15 protein-coding genes are annotated in these 18819 nt (G+C 64.9%); 8 read left to right on the forward strand and 7 right to left on the reverse strand.

The features are described from left to right. Window positions 1-208: 208 nt before the first annotated feature. Window positions 209-1162, reverse strand: a complete 954-nt coding sequence (locus tag C3F36_RS21335) for a LysR family transcriptional regulator (RefSeq protein ID WP_104455879.1) — start codon at window positions 1160-1162, stop codon at window positions 209-211. A gap of 129 nt (window positions 1163-1291) precedes the next feature. Between C3F36_RS21335 and C3F36_RS21340 the strand changes: the two genes are divergently transcribed. Beyond that, a complete protein-coding gene (locus C3F36_RS21340) occupies window positions 1292-2143 on the forward strand; it encodes a type 1 glutamine amidotransferase domain-containing protein (RefSeq protein WP_103858139.1) in 852 nt (283 codons plus the stop codon). Between the two features lie 62 nt (window positions 2144-2205). On the opposite strand, the gene C3F36_RS21345 is transcribed toward C3F36_RS21340, so the two are convergent. Next, on the reverse strand, window positions 2206-3084 hold the full coding sequence (locus tag C3F36_RS21345) for a LysR family transcriptional regulator (RefSeq protein WP_104456108.1): 879 nt from the start codon (window positions 3082-3084) through the stop codon (window positions 2206-2208). A 161-nt stretch (window positions 3085-3245) separates the two neighbouring features. Here C3F36_RS21345 and fdhD point away from each other — a divergent pair, with 161 nt between their 5' ends. Then, window positions 3246-4031, forward strand: a complete 786-nt coding sequence (fdhD, locus tag C3F36_RS21350) for a formate dehydrogenase accessory sulfurtransferase FdhD (RefSeq protein WP_104455880.1) — start codon at window positions 3246-3248, stop codon at window positions 4029-4031. Continuing rightward, entirely contained in the window at window positions 4015-6312 is a 2298-nt protein-coding gene (locus tag C3F36_RS21355) for an FdhF/YdeP family oxidoreductase (protein ID WP_103858140.1), read from the forward strand. Before fdhD ends, C3F36_RS21355 begins: the two co-directional genes overlap by 17 nt. An 83-nt stretch (window positions 6313-6395) precedes the next feature. Here the strand turns inward: C3F36_RS21355 and C3F36_RS21360 are convergent, their stop codons facing one another. Beyond that, window positions 6396-7970, reverse strand: a complete 1575-nt coding sequence (locus C3F36_RS21360) for a sensor domain-containing diguanylate cyclase (RefSeq protein ID WP_010674612.1) — start codon at window positions 7968-7970, stop codon at window positions 6396-6398. Between the two features lie 101 nt (window positions 7971-8071). Then, entirely contained in the window at window positions 8072-8989 is a 918-nt protein-coding gene (locus C3F36_RS21365) for a LysR family transcriptional regulator (RefSeq protein WP_010674613.1), read from the reverse strand. Between the two features lie 163 nt (window positions 8990-9152). Here C3F36_RS21365 and C3F36_RS21370 point away from each other — a divergent pair, with 163 nt between their 5' ends. After that, window positions 9153-10586 carry a glycoside hydrolase family 1 protein gene (locus C3F36_RS21370; protein WP_104455881.1) on the forward strand — a complete coding sequence of 478 codons (1434 nt, stop codon included), beginning with the start codon at window positions 9153-9155 and terminating at the stop codon, window positions 10584-10586. Between the two features lie 95 nt (window positions 10587-10681). Here C3F36_RS21370 and C3F36_RS21375 read toward each other — a convergent pair whose 3' ends face one another. Continuing rightward, window positions 10682-11440: an SDR family NAD(P)-dependent oxidoreductase gene (locus C3F36_RS21375; protein WP_104455882.1), complete on the reverse strand. Its 759-nt coding sequence runs from the start codon at window positions 11438-11440 to the stop codon at window positions 10682-10684. Between the two features lie 130 nt (window positions 11441-11570). Here C3F36_RS21375 and C3F36_RS21380 point away from each other — a divergent pair, with 130 nt between their 5' ends. Further along, on the forward strand, window positions 11571-12506 hold the full coding sequence (locus C3F36_RS21380; RefSeq protein ID WP_104455883.1) for a LysR substrate-binding domain-containing protein: 936 nt from the start codon (window positions 11571-11573) through the stop codon (window positions 12504-12506). On the opposite strand, the gene C3F36_RS21385 is transcribed toward C3F36_RS21380, so the two are convergent. Next, window positions 12486-13496 (reverse strand): helix-turn-helix transcriptional regulator, encoded by a 1011-nt coding sequence (locus C3F36_RS21385; RefSeq protein ID WP_045524801.1) that lies wholly within the window; start codon window positions 13494-13496, stop codon window positions 12486-12488. The genes C3F36_RS21380 and C3F36_RS21385 overlap by 21 nt on opposite strands. 231 nt (window positions 13497-13727) lie before the next feature. Here C3F36_RS21385 and C3F36_RS21390 point away from each other — a divergent pair, with 231 nt between their 5' ends. The 3 genes from C3F36_RS21390 (at window position 13728) to C3F36_RS21400 (ending at window position 17804) form a co-directional block, all read left to right on the forward strand. Beyond that, entirely contained in the window at window positions 13728-15764 is a 2037-nt protein-coding gene (locus C3F36_RS21390) for a glycoside hydrolase family 3 protein (RefSeq protein ID WP_104455884.1), read from the forward strand. Window positions 15765-15933: 169 nt separating this feature from the next. Continuing rightward, window positions 15934-16791: a deoxyribonuclease IV gene (gene nfo, locus C3F36_RS21395; RefSeq protein WP_042880583.1), complete on the forward strand. Its 858-nt coding sequence runs from the start codon at window positions 15934-15936 to the stop codon at window positions 16789-16791. Between the two features lie 35 nt (window positions 16792-16826). Then, entirely contained in the window at window positions 16827-17804 is a 978-nt protein-coding gene (locus C3F36_RS21400) for a Gfo/Idh/MocA family protein (protein WP_052816399.1), read from the forward strand. Between the two features lie 85 nt (window positions 17805-17889). Here the strand turns inward: C3F36_RS21400 and C3F36_RS21405 are convergent, their stop codons facing one another. After that, window positions 17890-18774 carry a LysR substrate-binding domain-containing protein gene (locus tag C3F36_RS21405; protein ID WP_039039086.1) on the reverse strand — a complete coding sequence of 295 codons (885 nt, stop codon included), beginning with the start codon at window positions 18772-18774 and terminating at the stop codon, window positions 17890-17892. Window positions 18775-18819: the final 45 nt, after the last annotated feature.

Genomic DNA, 18819 nt, shown 5'->3' on the forward strand with positions numbered 1-18819 from the left:
GCTCTTGAATTAAACGGCGGGAGGTGGCTCACAGAAAATTTTCAGCAGCACGATGCTTCATACAAACAGCAGAAGAGTTCATATATCGAGCCCTGCCTGTATTGATTTTTATGCATATTTATTTAATTAGGCAACCATTGTGTCCAGAGTGCCACCTGCTTTTTGCCCCCGGTATCGGGGGCGCAGGCACGCAGATGAGGGGCCCTCGTCAGCGAAGAGGGGGACATTCCCCTGGCACAGGCGACCCCTCTGGGTGCACCGCTGCCAGCAGGTAATCCACGAAGGCCCGGACCCGGGCAGAGAGGTGACGGTGCTGTGGATAGAGGGCGTAGAAGGGGCGGGATCGCCCCGCAAAGGGGGTCATCACCTCGACCAGCTTGCCTTGCAACAGCGCCTCGGCCGCCACGAAATGGTAGATCTGGAACAGACCGCCCCCAGCCACCGCCCAGCCCAGGCCCGCCAGCACATCGTCAAGCACCCGCTGTCTGCTCTGGACATGAAGGTCGACAGGGTCCCCCTGCTCGTTCACGAACTGCCAGGGGAAGGGGCGACCCGTGCTCGGGGTGATGAACTGAATCAGCTCATGTTGCGACAGTATCTCCAGGGAGGTTGGCGCGGGGCGGCGGGCGGCATAATCGGGGGCGCAGAAGACCCCGAGGCTGGCATCCTCCAGCTTGCGGGCGATGATCCGCCCATCGCGCGGCTCCCCCAGCCGGATGGCCAGATCGTAACCATCCTCCACGAAGTCGATGTTCCTGTTGGAGACATTGAGCTCCAGTTCGACCTCGGGATAGGCCGCCATGAAGCCCGGCAGCAGGGGCACCAGACGGTGGTGGGCATAGACGGTGCCCACGCTGATGCGCAGCACTCCTCTGGGGTGGCGCTGACGACCGGTGATGGCCCGCTCGGCCTCGGCGATCTGCTCGAGCGCCTGCTGGCACTGCTCCCGATAGAGCTCCCCGTCATGGGTGAGGCGAACGCTGCGGGTGGTGCGATGGAAGAGTTTGACGCCGAGCCTGGCCTCGAGACGCTGGATGGAGCGGCTCACCGAGGCGGGCGTTACCCCCAGTACCTGAGCCGTGGCGGTAAAGCTGCCAAGTTCGGCTGCCTTGCAAAAGAGCTCTATGGTGCCGAGCTGGACGGGGTCGAAGGCACGGGACATATGTTCATCCATGTAAATAATAAAGTTCAATAGTGTGAGTTTATTCGTCCTTGTGTAATCAGTAAATTGCTCTTCGAGGGCGGCCCGGTGGCCGCCCGATCGATCACTGCCATCAAAAGGAAGATCACGATGAAGAACACCCTCAAGGCCGTGCTGGCCTCACTGCTGCTGGCGACCTCCGCTGCGGCCAGCGCCGCCCCGAAAGGCGAGATCCTGGTGCTGCTCTCGAGCGAGACCGAACTGCCGCTGCAAGGGGGCAAGAGCCTGACCACAGGCTTCTACCAGAATGAACTGGGGGTGCCTGCCGCCGCCCTGCTGGAGGCCGGTTATACCCTGACCCCGGTGACCCCGAGAGGGAACCGGCCCGTTGTCGACAAACACTCCGTCGATCCCCAGTACTTTGGTGGCAACCCGCAGGAGATGGTGCGCATCGGCGCCGTCGTGGAGGGGCTGCTTGGCGCCGGCAAGGTGCTCTCCCTGAGGGAGGTGCTGGCATCCGGTCCCGAGCGCTATGCCGGCCTCTTCATTCCCGGCGGCCATGCGCCCCTCATCGATCTTGCCAAGGATCCCGAGGTGGGGACCCTGCTTCGCCACTTCCATGACAACCACAAACCCACGGCCGCCATCTGCCACGGCCCCATCGCGCTGCTGGCGGCGCAGTCGGATCCGGCCGGGTTCGAGCAGTCGGTCATTGCGGGCAAGGCGGACGGCGCCATAGAGTGGATCTACGACGGTTACAGGATGACCATCTTCTCCGACAAGGAAGAGGCGGTGTTTGAAGGCTCCCTTGGCGGCGACAAGCTGCGCTACTACCCGGCGAAGGCCATGGCCCAGGCCGGTGGCAGCATGCAGTTCGTGGCACCCTGGCAGCCTGGCGTTGTGATCGATCGCGAGCTCATCACAGGCCAGAATCCCTTCTCCGACCACGCCCTGGCGAGCGCCTTCATCGCGGCGCTGGACAGACAGCAAGGGGCAGACTGACGCCAGGAGAGGGGCAAGTTCCCCCCTTGATCAGTGCAGGCAGCCCCAATGGGCTGCCTTTTTCATGCCCCTGCCTTGGCTAGAAACGCCTTCATGGCGGGGGTGACACTGTGTTTTCGGGTGATGAAGGCGATGGTGCCTGCGCTCGTATCGCTCAAGGGATGGCAGGGCAGTTTGAAGAGTTGCTGGGCGGTGGCGGCGATGCCGGCGCTGACCACGGCGCAGCCTAGGCCGTGGCTCACCCCGTTGACCAGGTGGAACAGGGAGTCGGTCTCCAGCACCACCCGCAGGCTGATCTGCTGGCGGGCGGCGGCCTCGTCCAGGTAGCGGCGAAACTGCATGGTGGTGCTTGGCAGGATCAGGGGGAGCTCTTGCAGGTCCGCCAGGGTCAGCGGCCCGGTCGGGGCGCAGTGGGCAGGCAGGGGGCCCAGCAGGGCCATGGGGTTGGGGTGGCGAAGCTGGACGTCGAGGGCCCTGCGCTGATGCTCGGTGAGCAACTCGTCAAAGCCGAGCCCGATGTCGATGCGATGCAGATCCAGCTGCTCCATCAGGGTGGCATGGGTCATCACGCAGAGGTGCAGGCCCACCTTGGGGTAGGCGTCGTTGAACCCCTTGAGCAGCGGCATGATGTCGATGCTCGACTGGGGCACGACGCCGATGCGCAGCGCCCCCGACAGCCCGCCCCGAAAGAGGCTGAGTTCCTGGCGCATGGCATCCTGCTCCTGCAGCATCCGCTCGGCGTGGTGCAGCACCACTTCCCCCGCCTGGGTCAGGGCCACGAACTGGCTGTTGCGCACCACCAGTTCGGTGCCAAGGGACTTCTCCAGAGCGGTGATGCTGGCTGACAGGGTCGGCTGGGTGATGAAGCAAGCCTTGGCCGCCTTGGCGAAGTGACGGTGCTGGGCCAGCTCGTAGAAATAGTGCAACTGCTTGATATTCATCGTGGTAATGGCAGCAGACAAAGGCAATGAGCGACAAATTTAATCAATCGACATCCTTATAGCAATAGAAGTTATCTATTGGTGAATAGATTTGTTTCATTGGTTTTGGCGCGGCGGCTTATCTAAACTTGAGGCCCGAATACAGCTTATAAGCGTCTCGCATGAGCCCTTTCAATTCACGGTTGCCCAGTCTGGATGAGCTGGTGGAGGAGGTGGCCGTGTCCGTCAACATCAACGGCATCAACCATGCCGTCATGATGGCCACCCCGGACGATCTCGACGATTTCGCCATCGGTTTTCTGTTTGGCGAGGGGATCATCGGGGGCAACCACGATGTACACGATATCCAGAGCACCCCGTCCGAGCACGGCATCGTGCTCGATGTCACCATCGCCAACCGCTGTCTGGCTGTGCTTGGTCAGCGCAAGCGCCGCCTGGCCGGTGCCAGCGGCTGTGGCATCTGCGGGGTGGAGGCCATCGAACATGCGTTGCCCGTGCTCACCCCGCTGACCCCGGGCGCCCCCTTCGACACCGCCTCTTTGCAGGATCTGCGGGAGCGCATCGTCCCCTGGCAGAGCAAGGCCCGCCAGAGCGGCGCCCTTCATGCCGCCCTGGCGCTGGATGATCGCGGCGAGATCCTGGCCTGCCGGAAGGACATAGGGCGGCACAACGCCCTGGACAAGCTCATCGGCATGCAGCTGCGCCAGCCGGTGCAGGCCGCCACCCTGGTGATCACCAGCCGCTGCGGCAGCGAACTCATTCACAAGGCGGTGCAATTTGGCGCCGCTCACCTCATCAGCCTTGCTTCACCCAGCCAGCTCGCGGTGCGACTGGCCCTGAAGTACAACCTGACCCTGATCCATGTGCCCCGATCCGATGCCCCGGTCTGCTATGCCAGCCCCCGCGCCCAGGATCACGTTGGAGATTCCCATGTCCAGTCATATTGAGAAACCGGCCAAGGCCGGCGGCTTTTCCTCCCTGCAGTCCACCTTCAAGCAGGTGCTGCGCAGCCAGAAGACCCGCCAGAACATCAAGAACCTGCTGCGGGTCAACCAGACCGACGGCTTTGACTGTCCCGGCTGCGCCTGGGGTGACAACAAGCAGGGGGCCTTCCAGTTTTGCGAGAACGGCGCCAAGGCGGTGGCCTGGGAATCCACCGGCAAGACGGTGGGGGCCGATTTCTTCGCCGAGCATTCGGTGCGTCGCCTCGCCACCCAGAGCGACTACTGGCTCGAATATCAGGGGCGACTGACGGAGCCCCTGCGCTACAACCCGGCCACCGATCACTACGAGCCGGTGAGCTGGGATCAGGCGTTTGCCCTCATCGCCGACAAACTCAAGAGCCTAGCCAGCCCCGACGAGGTGGAGTTCTACACCTCGGGACGCGCCAGCAACGAAGCCTCCTACCTCTATCAGCTGTTTGGCCGTCTCTATGGCACCAACAACTTCCCCGACTGCTCCAACATGTGTCACGAGGCGAGCGGGGTGGGGCTTATCCAGTCCGTCGGGGTGGGCAAGGGCACCGTGGTGCTCGATGATTTCGACGCCGCCAAAGCCATCTTCGTCTTTGGCCAGAACCCGGGCACCAACCACCCGCGCATGATGAACGCCCTGCGCAAGGCGGCACGCCAGGGGTGCCAGATCGTCACCTTCAACAACCTCAAAGAGGTGGCCCTCGAGCGCTTCGCAAGCCCCCAGAGCCCGGCGGAGCTACTGACCCCGGCGGCCACCACCATCAGCCACCAGTACCTCATGCCAAAGCTGGGCGGTGACATGGCGGCCATTCGCGGCATGGCGAAATACATCCTGGAAGAGGAGGGGGGGCGCATCGATCTCGCCTTCATCGAGCAGCACACCGCGCACTTTGACGACTACCTGGCCCAGGTGAAGGCTACGGAGTGGACGCAGATCGAGGCGCAATCCGGCCTCGGTCGGGAGGCGATCACCCGGGCGGCGCAGATCTTCGCAAGCAGCGAGAGCGTGATCAGCTGCTGGGCCATGGGGATCACCCAGCACAAGCATTCGGTCGACACCATTCGCGAAATCGTCAACCTGCACCTGATGTGCGGCCAGATTGGCAAGCCGGGGGCCGGACTCTGTCCGGTGCGCGGTCACAGCAACGTGCAGGGCAACCGCACCATGGGGATCAACGAGAAACCCAATGCCGCCTTCCTCGATCGCCTGGAGCGCCGCTTCCCGGTGGGCTTCAAGCGCACGCCGGGGCACAACGTCTACGAGGCCCTTAAAGCCCTTCATGGCGGCAAGAGCAAGGTGCTCATCTGCCTTGGGGGCAACCTGGCAGCCGCCGCGCCGGATACCGAGTTCACCTATGAAGCGATGCGAAGGAGCGAGCTCAACGTGCAGATCAGCACCAAGCTCAACCGCAGCCACCTCATGGTGTCAAAAGATGCCCTGATCCTCCCCTGCCTGGGCCGTACCGAGCTCGATCAGCAGCGCTCCGGGGTGCAGAAGATCACCGTGGAGGACACCTTCAGCATGGTGCACGCCTCCACCGGGATGAACGAGCCGGTCTCGCCGCTCTGTCTCTCCGAGATAGACATCGTGGCTCGCATGGCCGAGGCAACGCTTGGCAGCGATCGGGTGGACTGGCTGGCGCTGCGGGATGACTACGGGCTGCTGCGGGATCTCATCGAGGAGACCATCGCGGGCTTTGGCGACTTCAACCGCCGCATTGAGGAGCCCTGCGGCTTCCATCTGGAGAACAGCGCCGCCCTGCTGCGCTGGAACACCGCGAGCGGGCGCGCCGAATTCAGGGCGAGCCGTTTGCCGGACTCCATCCTGCCCGAGTGCACCAGCCACGCGGAGCAGATGGTGGACCAGCCCGTGCTGCTGCTTCAGAGCCTGCGCTCCCACGATCAGTACAACACCACCATCTATGGCATGGATGACCGCTATCGCGGCATCAAGGGGCGACGCAACGTGGTCTTCATGAACGAGGAGGATGCCAGGAGGCTGGGGCTCGCCGAGGAGCAGCGGGTGGACATGAGTGCGGTGTGCAACGACGGGCGCGAGCGGGTGGTGCGGGGCTTTAGCGTCATCTTCTACGAGATCCCGAAAGGCAACATCGCCGCCTACTACCCGGAGACCAACCCCCTGGTGGCCATCGAGAGCATAGGGGAGGGCTCTTTCACCCCCACCTCCAAATCGGTGCCCGTACTGGTGACCCCGAGCGCCGCCTCGGTCGAGAGCCTGGCCGTCACGCTCTGATCTCCTGACATGGATACCGTCCGACCCCTGCCATGGCAGGGGTTTTTTTATGGCCGAACGGTGTCCGGCAAAGCCTGGGCCGATCAGCCCAGGGCCACCACCACGCAGTTTCGGCCCTGGCTCTTGGCATCATAGAGCGCCTTGTCCGCCTCCTTGAGCACGGCGGCGATGCTGGTGGCATCCGCCCCCCAGTGGGCGACGCCGAGGGAGATGGTGATGTGGCCTGCTACCTCCATGTCGTGGCTCGCCACCCGGGTACGCAGGCGCTCGGCGATCTTCTGCGCCTGTGCAAGGGAGACCCCGGGCAGCAGCAGCAGGAACTCTTCGCCGCCGCTTCGACACAAGGCGGCATCGGAACGCAGATCCTGCTGCATCAGGGTGGCGAGGGAGACGATGACGGCATCCCCCACGTCGTGACCGAAGCGGTCGTTGATGGCCTTGAAGTGATCGATGTCCAGGGCAATCACCGTCAGGGGCTGACGTTCGGCCTCGTACTCGTCCAGCATCTGCTGCATGGCCCGGCGGTTGAACAGGCCCGTCATGGGGTCGGTGTGGCTGTCGGTGTGCAGCTTGTCGATCTTGGTGTTGAGCAGCCCCAGCCCCTTGAGGATGGCCTGCTTCAACTGGGCCGCTTCGAAATACCAGGCGCGGATCCCCGAGATGCTGGTGGCGGCCCCCTGCTGATCCATGAGTCCGGCCCGGTTGGCCAGTTGTCGCAGGGGTCTGGCGATGATGGTGGCCGAGAGCCAGATGACGAAGAGAATGAAGAGGGTGACCGGGATCATCCCCTTGAGAATGTCGCTCATCTGTTGATCGAGTCTCGCTAGAGTGGCGCTGCTGGGGCGCTGGGCCACTATCCCCCAGCCTGCGTCCGCCACCGGAGCGAAGCCCGAGAGCATCTCGTTTCCATCGGTGTTGTACATGGTTTGTGCTCCCCCGTTGCCCTGTAACACCTCGTCTACTATCCGGTTGGACGCCACTTTATGGCCAATAAGTTCAGGATCCGGGTGGTAGATGAGGGTGCGCTGGCGGTCCACCACATAAAGATAAGAACCATCCTGGTAGTAGTGCTGCCCCAGCAGGCTGGAGAGCACGCTGGCGGACCCCAGATAGATGGTGCCGGCGACATAGCCGAGGTAGCGCTTGTCTGCCGAGAAGATGGGGTGGGAGAGGCTGATGAGGTAGTTGCCGGAGAGGGAGACAAAAGGATCTGAGATGATCGGCTTCTGCTTCTTCAGGGTGTTTCTCGCATGGGCCGAGGTCAGTTTGGCCCCTTTCACATTCAGAGTCTCGGGGGAGACAGCAACAATGGTTGCCTCGGTGTTGACCACGACCACTGAGTTGAAGGTATTGGTACGTCTACGCAGTTGGGTTACCTCCTCCTCGAGCCCTGCGATGTCATCGGTCTGCAGCAGGGGGGCAAGTTGGCTAGCGCTGTAAGCCAGTTGTTCCTGGGCTGAGTGCAGCATGGTCTCGGCGGAGGCGGCGAGCTTGGCGGCATAGACCCGGTTCGCCTCTAGCGTGTTGTCGATGAGCAGTTGCCGTTGTGCCTGATAGATGGCGTAAAAGCTGTTGCCAAAGGTAGCCAGCACACCTATGACGGCCAGCGCAAGGATGAGGCGATGCAGATCAAACCTCAGCAGCCAGTGAGAGTGCATGAACGAAACGGATCCTTGTCATGGTGTCGGGTTAGGAGGGCATTTTAAGGGGGGCGGACTGCCTAATGCCATCGTTAATGTGATTTTCGAATGATTCCCTTTCATGGGGTGTCCCAGGTGGGAGCCCCGTCCCCTGTCGTCATGAGGCCGGTGAGGGCGGGATCCGCCAGCTCCGCCACCGTCTGCCAGAAGGGGGCGACGAGGGGATTGTCGTTGCCCGGCGGGCGAATGAGCCCGATGATCCAGCTCGCGTCGGCTTCCCCGAGGGGCAGGGTCAGCACATCGGGATGCTCAATGGTGGTGGAGGAGGGGACCAGGGTCCAGGCGATGCCGGCCGCCGCGGTGGCGATGCCGGCGGCGAAGTCGTTGACGTACTGGATGTCCTGAAAGCGCAGGCCGCTCTGGGCGAGGTAATGGATGAACTGATCGTAAAAAGAGGGGGCCTTGTCCCGGCGCAGGATGGCGAGCGGCTTCTCCTGCAGATCGGCGAGCCCTGCCACCCCCTGATAGCCTGCGGGCAGCACGGCGACGAAATGGGCGCGCACCACGGGCAGCACCGGCCAGCCCTTGGGGGCGGGCAGGCGGCAGAAGCCGAGATCCAGCCGCCCCTCCGCCAGCGCCAGCAACTGGTGATGGGTGGAGAGATCGTTGAGCTCGATGGCGACCCCGGGGCGGCTGGCCCGAAAGCGGGCGATGGCGGCGGGCACCAGCAGCTTGGTGGCGACCCCGAAGCCGATGCGCAGGGTACCCGCGTGGCCCGCCAGCACGTCGCGGGCGCTGCGGGCGAGCTGTTCGCTCTGGGCCACCAGGGTGCAGGCGTCGGCGTAAAGGGCGCGCCCGAGCACCGTCAGCCGGGTGCTGCCGGCGTTGCGCTCGAACAGCTCGCCGCCAAGGTCCGCCTCCAGCCGGCGGATCTGCTTGCTCAGGGCCGACTGGGTGACGTGCTGGCGCGCCGCCGCCTGACCAAAGTGCAATACCTCCCCCAGGGTGACGAAGGCTTTCAGGTCTCTCAACTCCATGTTGCCTCGCTTGATTCCAGATAGGAATGATAGGTGGCCATAATTGTCATTGGACGGAATTCTAGAAGTGTTGGATGCTGGTGCCAACTCATTTCGGGCCCCTGTACGGGGCCGACGTATCACGGGATGGCCCCCGCCATCCGCGCAGAAGGAGCAACACCAGATGCATCATCACAAGTTCAATGACTTCCCGAACGGTTTCCTCTGGGGCGCCGCCTCCGCCGCCTATCAGGTGGAAGGGGCCTGGAACGAGGAGGGTAAGGGCCCCTCGGTATGGGACAGCTTCACCAAGCTGCCGGGCAAGACCTTTGAAGGGAGCAACGGAGACGTGGCGGTGGATCACTACCACAGGGTGGAAGAGGACGTGGCGCTGATGGCCGAGATGGGGCTCAAGGCCTATCGCTTCTCGGTGAGCTGGCCGCGCATCTACCCGGCGGGGCGTGGCGAGGTGAACGAGGCGGGGCTCGCCTTCTATGACAGGCTCATCGACGCCCTGCTGGCCCACGGCATCGAGCCGGTGCTGACCCTCTATCACTGGGATCTCCCCCAGGCCCTGCAGGATGAGTACGGCGGCTGGGAAGACAGGCGGATCATCGACGACTTCGAGCGCTATTGCGTGACCCTCTATCAGCGCTTCGCCGGCAAGGTGAAGTACTGGGTGTCGCTCAACGAGCAGAACTACAACCTGACCAACGCCTACCAGCTGGGCACCCATCCTCCCGCGGTGCAGGACAGGAAGCGTTTCTTCGCCGCCAACCACATCGCGTTTCTCGCCAATGCCCGGGTCATCAAGGCGTTTCGCCAGCACGTGCCAAACGGCCTGATCGGGCCGAGCTTTGCGTACTCCCCCGCCTATCCGGCCTCCTGCGCCCCGAGCGACATGCTGGCGTTCGAGAATGCCGAGGAGTTCACCAACCTCTGGTGGCTGGATGCCTACTGCTTCGGCCGTTACCCCCAGGCGGCGCTCGCCTATCTGCGGGAGACCGGCGAGGTGCCGGAGATCCTGCCGGGCGATCTAGAGCTCTTGCGCGAAGGTACCCCCGACTACATCGGGGTCAACTACTACTACACCCTGACCTTCACCGACAACCCCCTCGGCGGCCAGACGATGCAGCGCATCAACACCACGGGCAAGAAGGGCACTACGCCCTCCAGCGGCATTCCCGGCCTCTACAAGACGGCCCCCAATCCGCACCTTGAGACCAGCAACTGGGACTGGGCCATCGATCCTACCGGGATGCGCATCGCCCTGCGTCGGCTCTCCTCCCGTTACGCCCTGCCGCTGATGATCACCGAGAACGGCCTGGGGGAGTTCGACAAGCTGGAAGCCGGGGACAAGGTGAACGACGACTACCGTATCGCCTATCTGCACAGCCACCTCAAGGCGTGCCAGGAGGCGATGCAGGACGGGGTCGAGCTGATTGGATATTGCGCCTGGTCCTTCACCGACATCCTGAGCTGGCTCAACGGCTACCAGAAGCGCTACGGCTTTGTCTACGTGGACAGGGACGAGCAGGGAGGGTCTCTTCGTCGCATCAAGAAAGAGAGCTTCCACTGGTACAGCCAGGTCATTGCAAGCGGTGGCAAGACCCTGTAACGGGCCCGGTGCGCCGCACCTCGTCTGCCCAATGCCGGAAGGCCCCCTCATAGGAGGGGGCCTTCCTTGTTTGTGCAGCAGGCAACCATGACCGCCTAGATAAACATGCCGCCCGAGGCTTCGATGCGCTGGGCGGTGATCCAGCGGCAGTCATCGGAGAGCAGGGCGGCGATGGCGCCACCGATGTCGTCGGGCTGACCCACCCGGCCAAGGGCGGTCTGGCTCGCGAGAAAGTCGTTGACCCCCTTGTTGTCGCGCACCACGCCGCCGCCAAAATCGGTCTCGATGGCGCCGGGGGCCAGCACGTTGACCGCGATGCCCCTGGGGCCCAGCTCCTTGGCCAGATACTGGGTGAGCACCTCGACGCCCCCCTTCATGGCGGCGTAGGCGGCATAACCCGGCATGGCGAAGCGGGTGAGGCCGGTGGAGAGGTTGAGGATGCGACCGCCGTCTGCCAGAAGGGGCAGGAGCGCCTGGGTCAGGAAGAAGGTCCCCTTGAGGTGGATGTTGAGCAGGGTGTCGAACTGCTGCTCCGTGGTCTGCTCGAAGCTGGCATGAATGCCGATCCCGGCGTTGTTGACCAGGAAGTTGAAATGGGCGCGCTGCCACTCCCGGGCGAGCAGTTGCGTCACCTCCTCTGCGAAGGCCGCGAAGGTGGCGCTCTCGCCCACGTCCAGAGCCAGGGCATGGGCCCGAACGCCGAGGGCGCGGGCCTGGGCCACCACCGCCTCCGCCTCTGCGGCCTGGCTGTGGTAGGTGATGATGAGGTCGACGCCTTTGGCGGCGAGGGCCAGGGCCCCGTGCTTGCCAAGGCCGCGGCTGGCCCCGGTGATGAGGGCGATGGGTCTGGTCATGGTATGACTCCTGTCAGGGTGGCGGACACAGGCTCGATACGAGCCGACCGGATCACTGTATTGTTCTTTTTAAACTGGATAAATAGCGTGATAATAGAATCACTGTTCCGTTTATCGAGACAATCAGGTCATGGATCAACTGGATGCGATGAGAGCCTTCGTGCGGGTTGCCGAGCTGGAGAGTTTTACCCGCTGCGCCGAGCAGACGAGCATCCCCAAGGCGACCCTCTCTGCCGCCATCCGCCGGCTGGAGGAGCGCATGGGGACCCGGCTCCTGCTGCGTACCACGCGGCGGGTGCAGCTCACCACGGACGGCCAGCTCTGCTATGCCAGATGCCGGGAGCTTTTGGCAGATATGGAGGAGTTTGACGGCCTGTTTCGCCAGGGGGGGCAGATCTCGGGACAACTGCGGGTCGACATGCCAAGCCGGATGGCCCGCCACCTGGTGATCCCGGCCCTGCCGGACTTTCTGGCGCAGCATCCCGCCTTGCAACTGATGCTGAGCAGCACGGACAGGCGGGTGGATCTGGTGCGCGAGGGGTTTGACTGCGTGGTGCGGGTCGGGGCGCTTGAGCCCTCCAGCCTGGTGGCCAGGCCCCTTGGTCACTATCGCCAGATCAACTGTGCCAGCGCAGGCTACCTGGCTCGCCACGGGGTGCCCCGCACCCTTGGGGATCTGGCGGGCCACCGGCTGGTGCACTATGGTCCCGGGTTTGGTGCCGGGCAGGGGCGCAGCGAGCCCGGCTTTGAATACCTGGCGGAAGATGGCCGCCGCGCCCTGCTGCCCATGGCGGGGGCCCTCATGGTCAATGACAGCGAGACCTACCTGGCGGCGGCGCTGGCGGGGCTTGGCATCATCCAGATGCCGCGGGTCGGGGTCGAATCCCTGCTCGCGGGGGGCGAGCTGGTGAGCATCCTGCCCCAGTGGCAGCCGCCGCCGCTCCCCATCCACGCCCTCTATGCCCATCGCCGCCAACTGGCCCCCAGGGTCCAGCTCTTCATCCACTGGCTGGCGGGGTTGCTCGCCGCCCATCTCGGGGGCGCCTCAGAGGCGGCTGCGCCTTGAGCGAAACTCGCGGGGCGAGAGGGCAAACGCCTCACGAAAGAAGCGGGTAAAGCTGCTCTGGCGGGCAAAACCCAGGCGCTCCCCCACTGTCTGCAGGGGGAGGGCGGGATCCTGCAACAGGCGGCAGGCCTCCTCCCGGCGTACCCGCTCCAGCAGGCCCGAGAAGTGGCACCCTTCCTCCCGCAGATGGCGGTTGAGGGTCCAGCGGGTCAGCTTGAGGTGCTCGCACACCCCATCGAGCAGAGAGGAGGCCTCGGCGCTCTCTTGCCACAGCTGCTGGCGGATGAGTGCCATCACCCTGTCCCGGTAGCGGCTGCTTGGGCGAAGCTGGGCCATCTGCCGGTCGAGCTCCCCGAGCAGCAGGGGTTGCAGGGGCAGGTTGCACTGCCCGTGGGCGAGATCGAGCAAGGCGGCGGGAAAGCGCAGCTCGAAGGCTGCCCCCTGCTGCAACCGCCCTTCCAGCCAGCCTGCCAGCTCACGCCACAGCCTGGGGCGTACCGGGGTGGGCAGCACCAGCAGCCCCTGGCCCGGGTGGTAGAACTGGAGCAGGGCATAGAGGTGGCAGAGGTTGGCCAGGCTGCTCAGGGCGATGACGTCCGGGTGATCGGACTCCGAGTGGTAGCTGATCCTGGCCTGCCCCTCTTCTTCTTGCAGGCGGATCTCGTCGCTCTCGCCGATAAGGGGACGGTAGGCGAGGAAGAAGTGCAGAGCCTGGCGAAGGGTGGCGGCGTTGCAGCACAGGCTCGCCAGCGACATGAAGTCGGCAAAGAGGCCGGGGAGGGCGGGAGGCGTCCAGTCGAGGGCCAGATCCACGTGGGGGGCTGCCCCGGCCAGCAGCCGGAAGTGGCGCCCGGTGTCGAGCCGCCCCTGGGGGATCAGCAGCTCTTCGTGAGCGATGCCGCAGGGGTGCAGGAGGGCAGCAGGATCCCGCCCGCGGGCCTGCCAGTGGTTGAGGCAGTGCAGGGCAATCCGGTTGGAGACGGTCTTCACGGCAAAAATCCTTGTCAGCGGTGGCCCACCATCATCGGCCAACGGCGGCGGATTGCCGTGAGCCAGCGCCGCTTTCATGTTTCAGATTTGTAACCAAGGGTAACCCTGCAACCCTTTTCACACTTTTCAATCCTGCTCCCAACCGGCAACTTCCTGCACCCGACGGGCAAGTGAGAGGGGCCGCTTTTGCATAGAGTGGCGACTCCTACACACACAAGGAAGATAACAACAATGAAACACCACTCGCTCTCCCGAACCCGTGTCGCCCTCGCCATCGGGGCCCTGCTGCTGGCAGGGTGCAACGACAACGATTCCACCCCCAAGCCCGAGCAGCCGGTTCTGGGCCACCGCACCGTCACCCTCATCGAGCAGGACGGCCTGCAATTCAAGGATCTCGATGGCAGCGGCACTCTGACCCCCTACGAGGACTGGCGCCTCGGCGCCGCCGAGCGAGCCCGGGATCTGGTGGGCAGGCTCACCCTGGCCCAGAAGGCAGGGCTGATGATGCACGGCACCCTGGTGCTGGACGGGGCGGGGCGGGTGAACCTCGCGGCCATGGACAAGATGCTGCGCGAGGACGGGGTCAACACCTTCATCACCCGCATGGCCGGTGATCCGGCGGCCATCGCCGCAGACAACAACACCCTGCAGGCCCTGCTGGAAGGGGTGGGATTCGGCATCCCCATGACGGTGAGCACGGATCCCCGCAACCACTTCACCCATGATCCGAACGCCACCAGCATCGGTGCCGGGGCCTTCTCCCAGTGGCCCGAGACCCTGGGGCTGGCCGCCATCGGCGATGCTGCCCTGGTGCAGCGCTTTGGCGACATCGCCCGTCAGGAGTACCGTGCCGTCGGCATCCACGAGGCCCTCTCGCCCCAGGCGGATCTCGCGACCGAGCCGCGCTGGGGCCGCATCAACGGCACCTTCGGGGAAGACAACCTGCTCGCCAAGTCCCTGGTCAAGGCCTACATCGAGGGCTTCCAGCAGGGGAGCGAGGGGATAGGCAAGGAGAGCGTGGTCACCGTGGTCAAGCACTTCGCCGGGGCCGGTCCCCAGAAGGACGGGCTGGATGCCCACAACCCCTGGGGCAAGGAGCAGATCTACCCCGGCGGCCAGTTTGCCTACCACCTGGTGCCCTTCGAGGGCGCCTTCGAGGCCAGGGTGGCCGCCGTGATGCCCTACTACGCCATGCCCCTGGGCCTGACCCAGGATGGGCAGCCCGTCGAGGAGGTGGGGTTTGGCTTCAACCGCCAGATCATCACGGATCTGTTGCGGGGCCACTTCAAGTTTGACGGCGTGGTGCTGAGCGACTGGGGCATCGTCAATGACTGTGACAGCCGCTGCGAGCAGGGGTTGACCCAGGATGAAGTCAATGCCGGGGTGAGCCCCTGGACCGTGCCCTTTGGCATGTCCTGGGGCGTGGAGAAGCTCACCAAGGCCGAGCGTTATGCCAAGGCCATCGACGCCGGGGTGGATCAGTTCGGTGGCGTGGAAGATCCGGCGCCCCTGCTGGCGGCGGTGCAGAGCGGTCTGGTGACCGAGGCGGCCATCACCACTTCGGCCGAGCGGATCCTGGCCCAGAAGTTTGCCCTCGGGCTCTTCGAGAATCCCTATGTGGATGCCGAGGCCGCGGTGGCCCTGGTGGGCAAGACCGAGTTCCAGCAGGAAGCCCAGGCCGCCCAGGCCGCGTCTCACGTGTTGCTGAAGAACGAGGGGGCCCTGCTGCCGCTGAAGGCGGACGGCAAGCGGGTCTATCTGCACAATGTCAACGCCGAGGTGGCCAGGGCCAACGGCTATACGGTGGTGACGAACCTGACCGACGCGGAGCTTGCCATCGTGCGGGTCAACGCCCCGGGCGAGCAGGATCCCCGCTTCCCGTTTGGCAGCATCCACTTCGGTCAGCTCGGTTTTGCCAGCAATGATCAGGTGGTGCAGGAGACGGCCCATGAAGGGGTCTACCGCGGCGCGGATGACTATGCCGCCATCCAGGCCATCGAGCAGGCCGGGGTGCCCCTGGTGCTCTCCGTCTATCTGGACAGGCCCGCCATCCTGACCGAGGTCGCCCCGTCGGCCCGGGTGCTGCTCGTCAACTTCGGCGCCCTGGATCAGGCCCTGTTCGATGTCATGAGCGGCACCCAGAAGGCACGCGGCAAGCTCCCCTTCGAGCTGCCCTCGAGCTGGCAGGCGGTGCTGGCCCAGTCCCCGGACGTGGCCAAGGACTCACAAAGCCCGCTCTATCCCTACGGGGCCGGTCTGGCCTATTGACGGACAGGGATGTTCTGTCTCTCATCAAGGCGCCTTCGGGCGCCTTTTCCATTGCCCCCATCGACAATCCCGGTTTGGCGCAAGGGGTTGGCTTGGGCATAATGGCGCCCCGGCAACGGGTGCGGTGGCCAGCGCGGCAGGCACCCGGTCACAGTGCACAGGAGATGAGATGAAATTTATCGGAGCCCACGTCAGTGCGGCGGGCGGGGTGGAAAACACCATCGCCCGGGCCAAAGCCATCGGGGCCAACGCCTTCGCCCTGTTTACCAAGAACCAGCGCCAGTGGCAGGCGGCGCCCCTCTCCGAGGCCAGCATTCGCGCCTTCAAGGCCGCCTGCGAGAAGGAGGGCTTTCGCCCCGAGCAGATCCTGCCCCACGACAGCTACCTCATCAACCTGGGTCATCCCGACCCCGATGCCCTCGCCAAGTCCCGGGATGCGTTCCTGGACGAGATGAAGCGCTGCGAGCAACTGGGGCTGTGCTACCTGAACTTCCACCCGGGCAGCCATCTCAAGCAGATCCCCGAGGCGGTGAGCCTCAAGCTCGTGAGTGAGTCCATCAACTGGGCGCTGGAGCGCAGCGAAGGGGTGACGGCGGTGATCGAGAATACCGCAGGCCAGGGCACCAACCTCGGCTGGTCGTTCGAGCACCTGGCCACCCTCATCGACGGAGTAGAGGACAAGAGTCGGGTCGGCGTCTGCTTTGACACCTGCCACGCCTTCGCCGCCGGTTACGATCTGCGTACCCCCGAGGGGTGCGAGGCGGTGTTTGCCGACTTCGACCGCATCGTGGGGTTCCAGTACCTCAAGGGGATGCATATCAACGGCGCCAAGTGTACCTTCGGTAGTCGGGTCGACCGTCACCACAGCCTGCGGGAGGGCAACCTCGGCGAGGCGGTGTTCCACCACATCATGAACGACGACCGTTTCGACGGCATCCCGCTTATCCTCGAGACCATCGACGAGTCCATCTGGGGCGAGGAGATAAGCTGGCTGCGCAGCCTGGCCGGGAGCCCGCGCCCGGCGTGATGCCGGGGTCCACCATTGGGTAGCAAGGAGAGACGATGCACGACGAGACAAGGGCGCCCCTGCGCTTTGGCATTGCCGGGGCGGGGGCCATCGCCCGGCGTTTTTGCCGCGATGTGAACGGGCACGCCAGGGGAGCCGAGGTGGTGGCCATCGCCGCTCGGGACCAGGGACGGGCGGACGAGTTCGCCCGGGATCTGGGGCTGCCCCACGCCTATGGCAGCTATGAGGCCCTGGCCGCCAGCCCCGAGGTGGAGGCCGTCTATGTGGCGGTCATCCACCCGGAGCACGCGGGCCTGGTGAGGCAGATGCTGCTGGCGGGCAAGCACGTACTGGTGGAAAAACCGGCGGTGACCCGGGTGGCGGATTGGGACGCACTGGTGGCGCTCGCCCACGCACGCGGCCTGCTGCTGCTCGAGGCCATGAAGGTGATGTGCTTTCCCGCCATGCGCGCCCTGTTGCAGCGCCTGCCCCTGCTGCCGCCGCCGCGCGAGCTGCGGGCGGCGTTCGGTTCGACCCAGCCCAGGGTGGGCAAGCTGTTCGATCCGGCGCTGGATGGCGGCGCTGCCTGGGACGTGGGGGTCTATCCCCTCTGGCTCCATGCCGCCCTCTGCCATCGGCTGGGGCTGGGCTGCCCCGCCCCCGAGGTGACGCTGACGCGGGCTCCGGGGGAGGTGGATCTCGCCGCCAGCTTCACGTTCGATGAGCCGTTTCGGGCCGAACTCGGGGCCTCCATCATCGAGGATCTCGAGCGGGAAGCGTCCTTGTCCGGGGAGGGGTGGCGCCTGGTCATCGAGGGCAAGTGGTGGAATCCCCAGCACATTCGCTGGCAAGGGGGGCCTGCTCCCGTCATCTGGCCGGCGGACATCTACCTGCCGGTGGAGGGGGGCGGCATGCAGCACGAGGCGGATCACTTCGCCGATTGCCTGCGTCACCGGCTGCTGGACTCCCCCTGGGTGCCCCAGGCCGTGACCCGGCAGGTGCTCGGCTGGATTGAAGGGGGACTCGCCGGCTGAGGCCGGGGAAGGGCTGAGGGCCGAGGGGAGCATCGGCTGAACGACAAGGGCGCCAATGGCGCCCTTGTCGTATCCGAAGGGCTTCTCACGCCAGGGTCTGGGCGCGGCAGAAGGCCAGGAAGCGGCGCAGGGCGGCGGAGTGGAACTTCTGCTTGTGCCAGACGAGGGAGAGCTGGCGGGGGAAGCGGCGACTCGGGGTGAGGGCAACCAGGCGCCCCTGTGCCAGCCGATCCGCCACCGCGAGGCGGGAGATGAAGGAGATGCCGAGCCCCTTCTCCACCGCCAGCATCACCGCCTCCAGGGTATTGAGCTCTATCCCCGCCTGCCAGCGGGGCAGGTGGGGCTGGAGCTGCTGCTCGAACTGCTCGCGGCTGCCGGATTGCGCCTCGCGCAGCACCCAGGTTTCCCCGGCAAGCCGGCGCAGGGGCAGCTCGAGCTGATCCGCCAGGGGGTGACCGGGGGCGGCGATGATGAGCATCTCGTCCTCCAGCCAGGGTTCGCTCACCAGGTCCGGGTGGTGGTTCTCCCCCTCGATGAGGGCGAGATCCAGTTCGAAGTGGGCGAGGGCATGGCACAGGAGGTGGGTGTTGGCGATGGTGACCCTGGGGGCGGCCCCCAGCTCCTGGGCCCCCTCCGCCAGCAGGGCGGGCAGCAGGTAGTTGCCGATGGTCTGGCTGGCCCCGAGGTGCAGCTGGCCGCTCGGCTCGGCATCGGGGCTGAAGAGCTGCTCTATCTCCTGCATCCGGGTCAGCAGCTCCTCGGCGGCCGGTTGCAGCAGACGCCCCTCGCTGTTGAGCTGAAGCCTCGGGTGCACCCGGTCGAACAGGGGCGTGGCGAGCTGGCGCTCCAGCTCCTGCAGCGACTGGGAGACGGCCCCCTTGCTCAGGCAGAGTTCATTGGCGGCGCCCCCCAGGTTGCCGTGGCGGGCGATGGTGGCAAACACCTTGAGTTGTTGCAGGGTGAGCTTCATATCGTTTGATTTTCCTAAACGCTAAGTTCAATTCATTTAGATATC

The organism is Aeromonas sp. ASNIH2 (genome assembly GCF_002934795.1).
Classification (GTDB): Bacteria; Pseudomonadota; Gammaproteobacteria; order Enterobacterales; family Aeromonadaceae; genus Aeromonas; species Aeromonas caviae.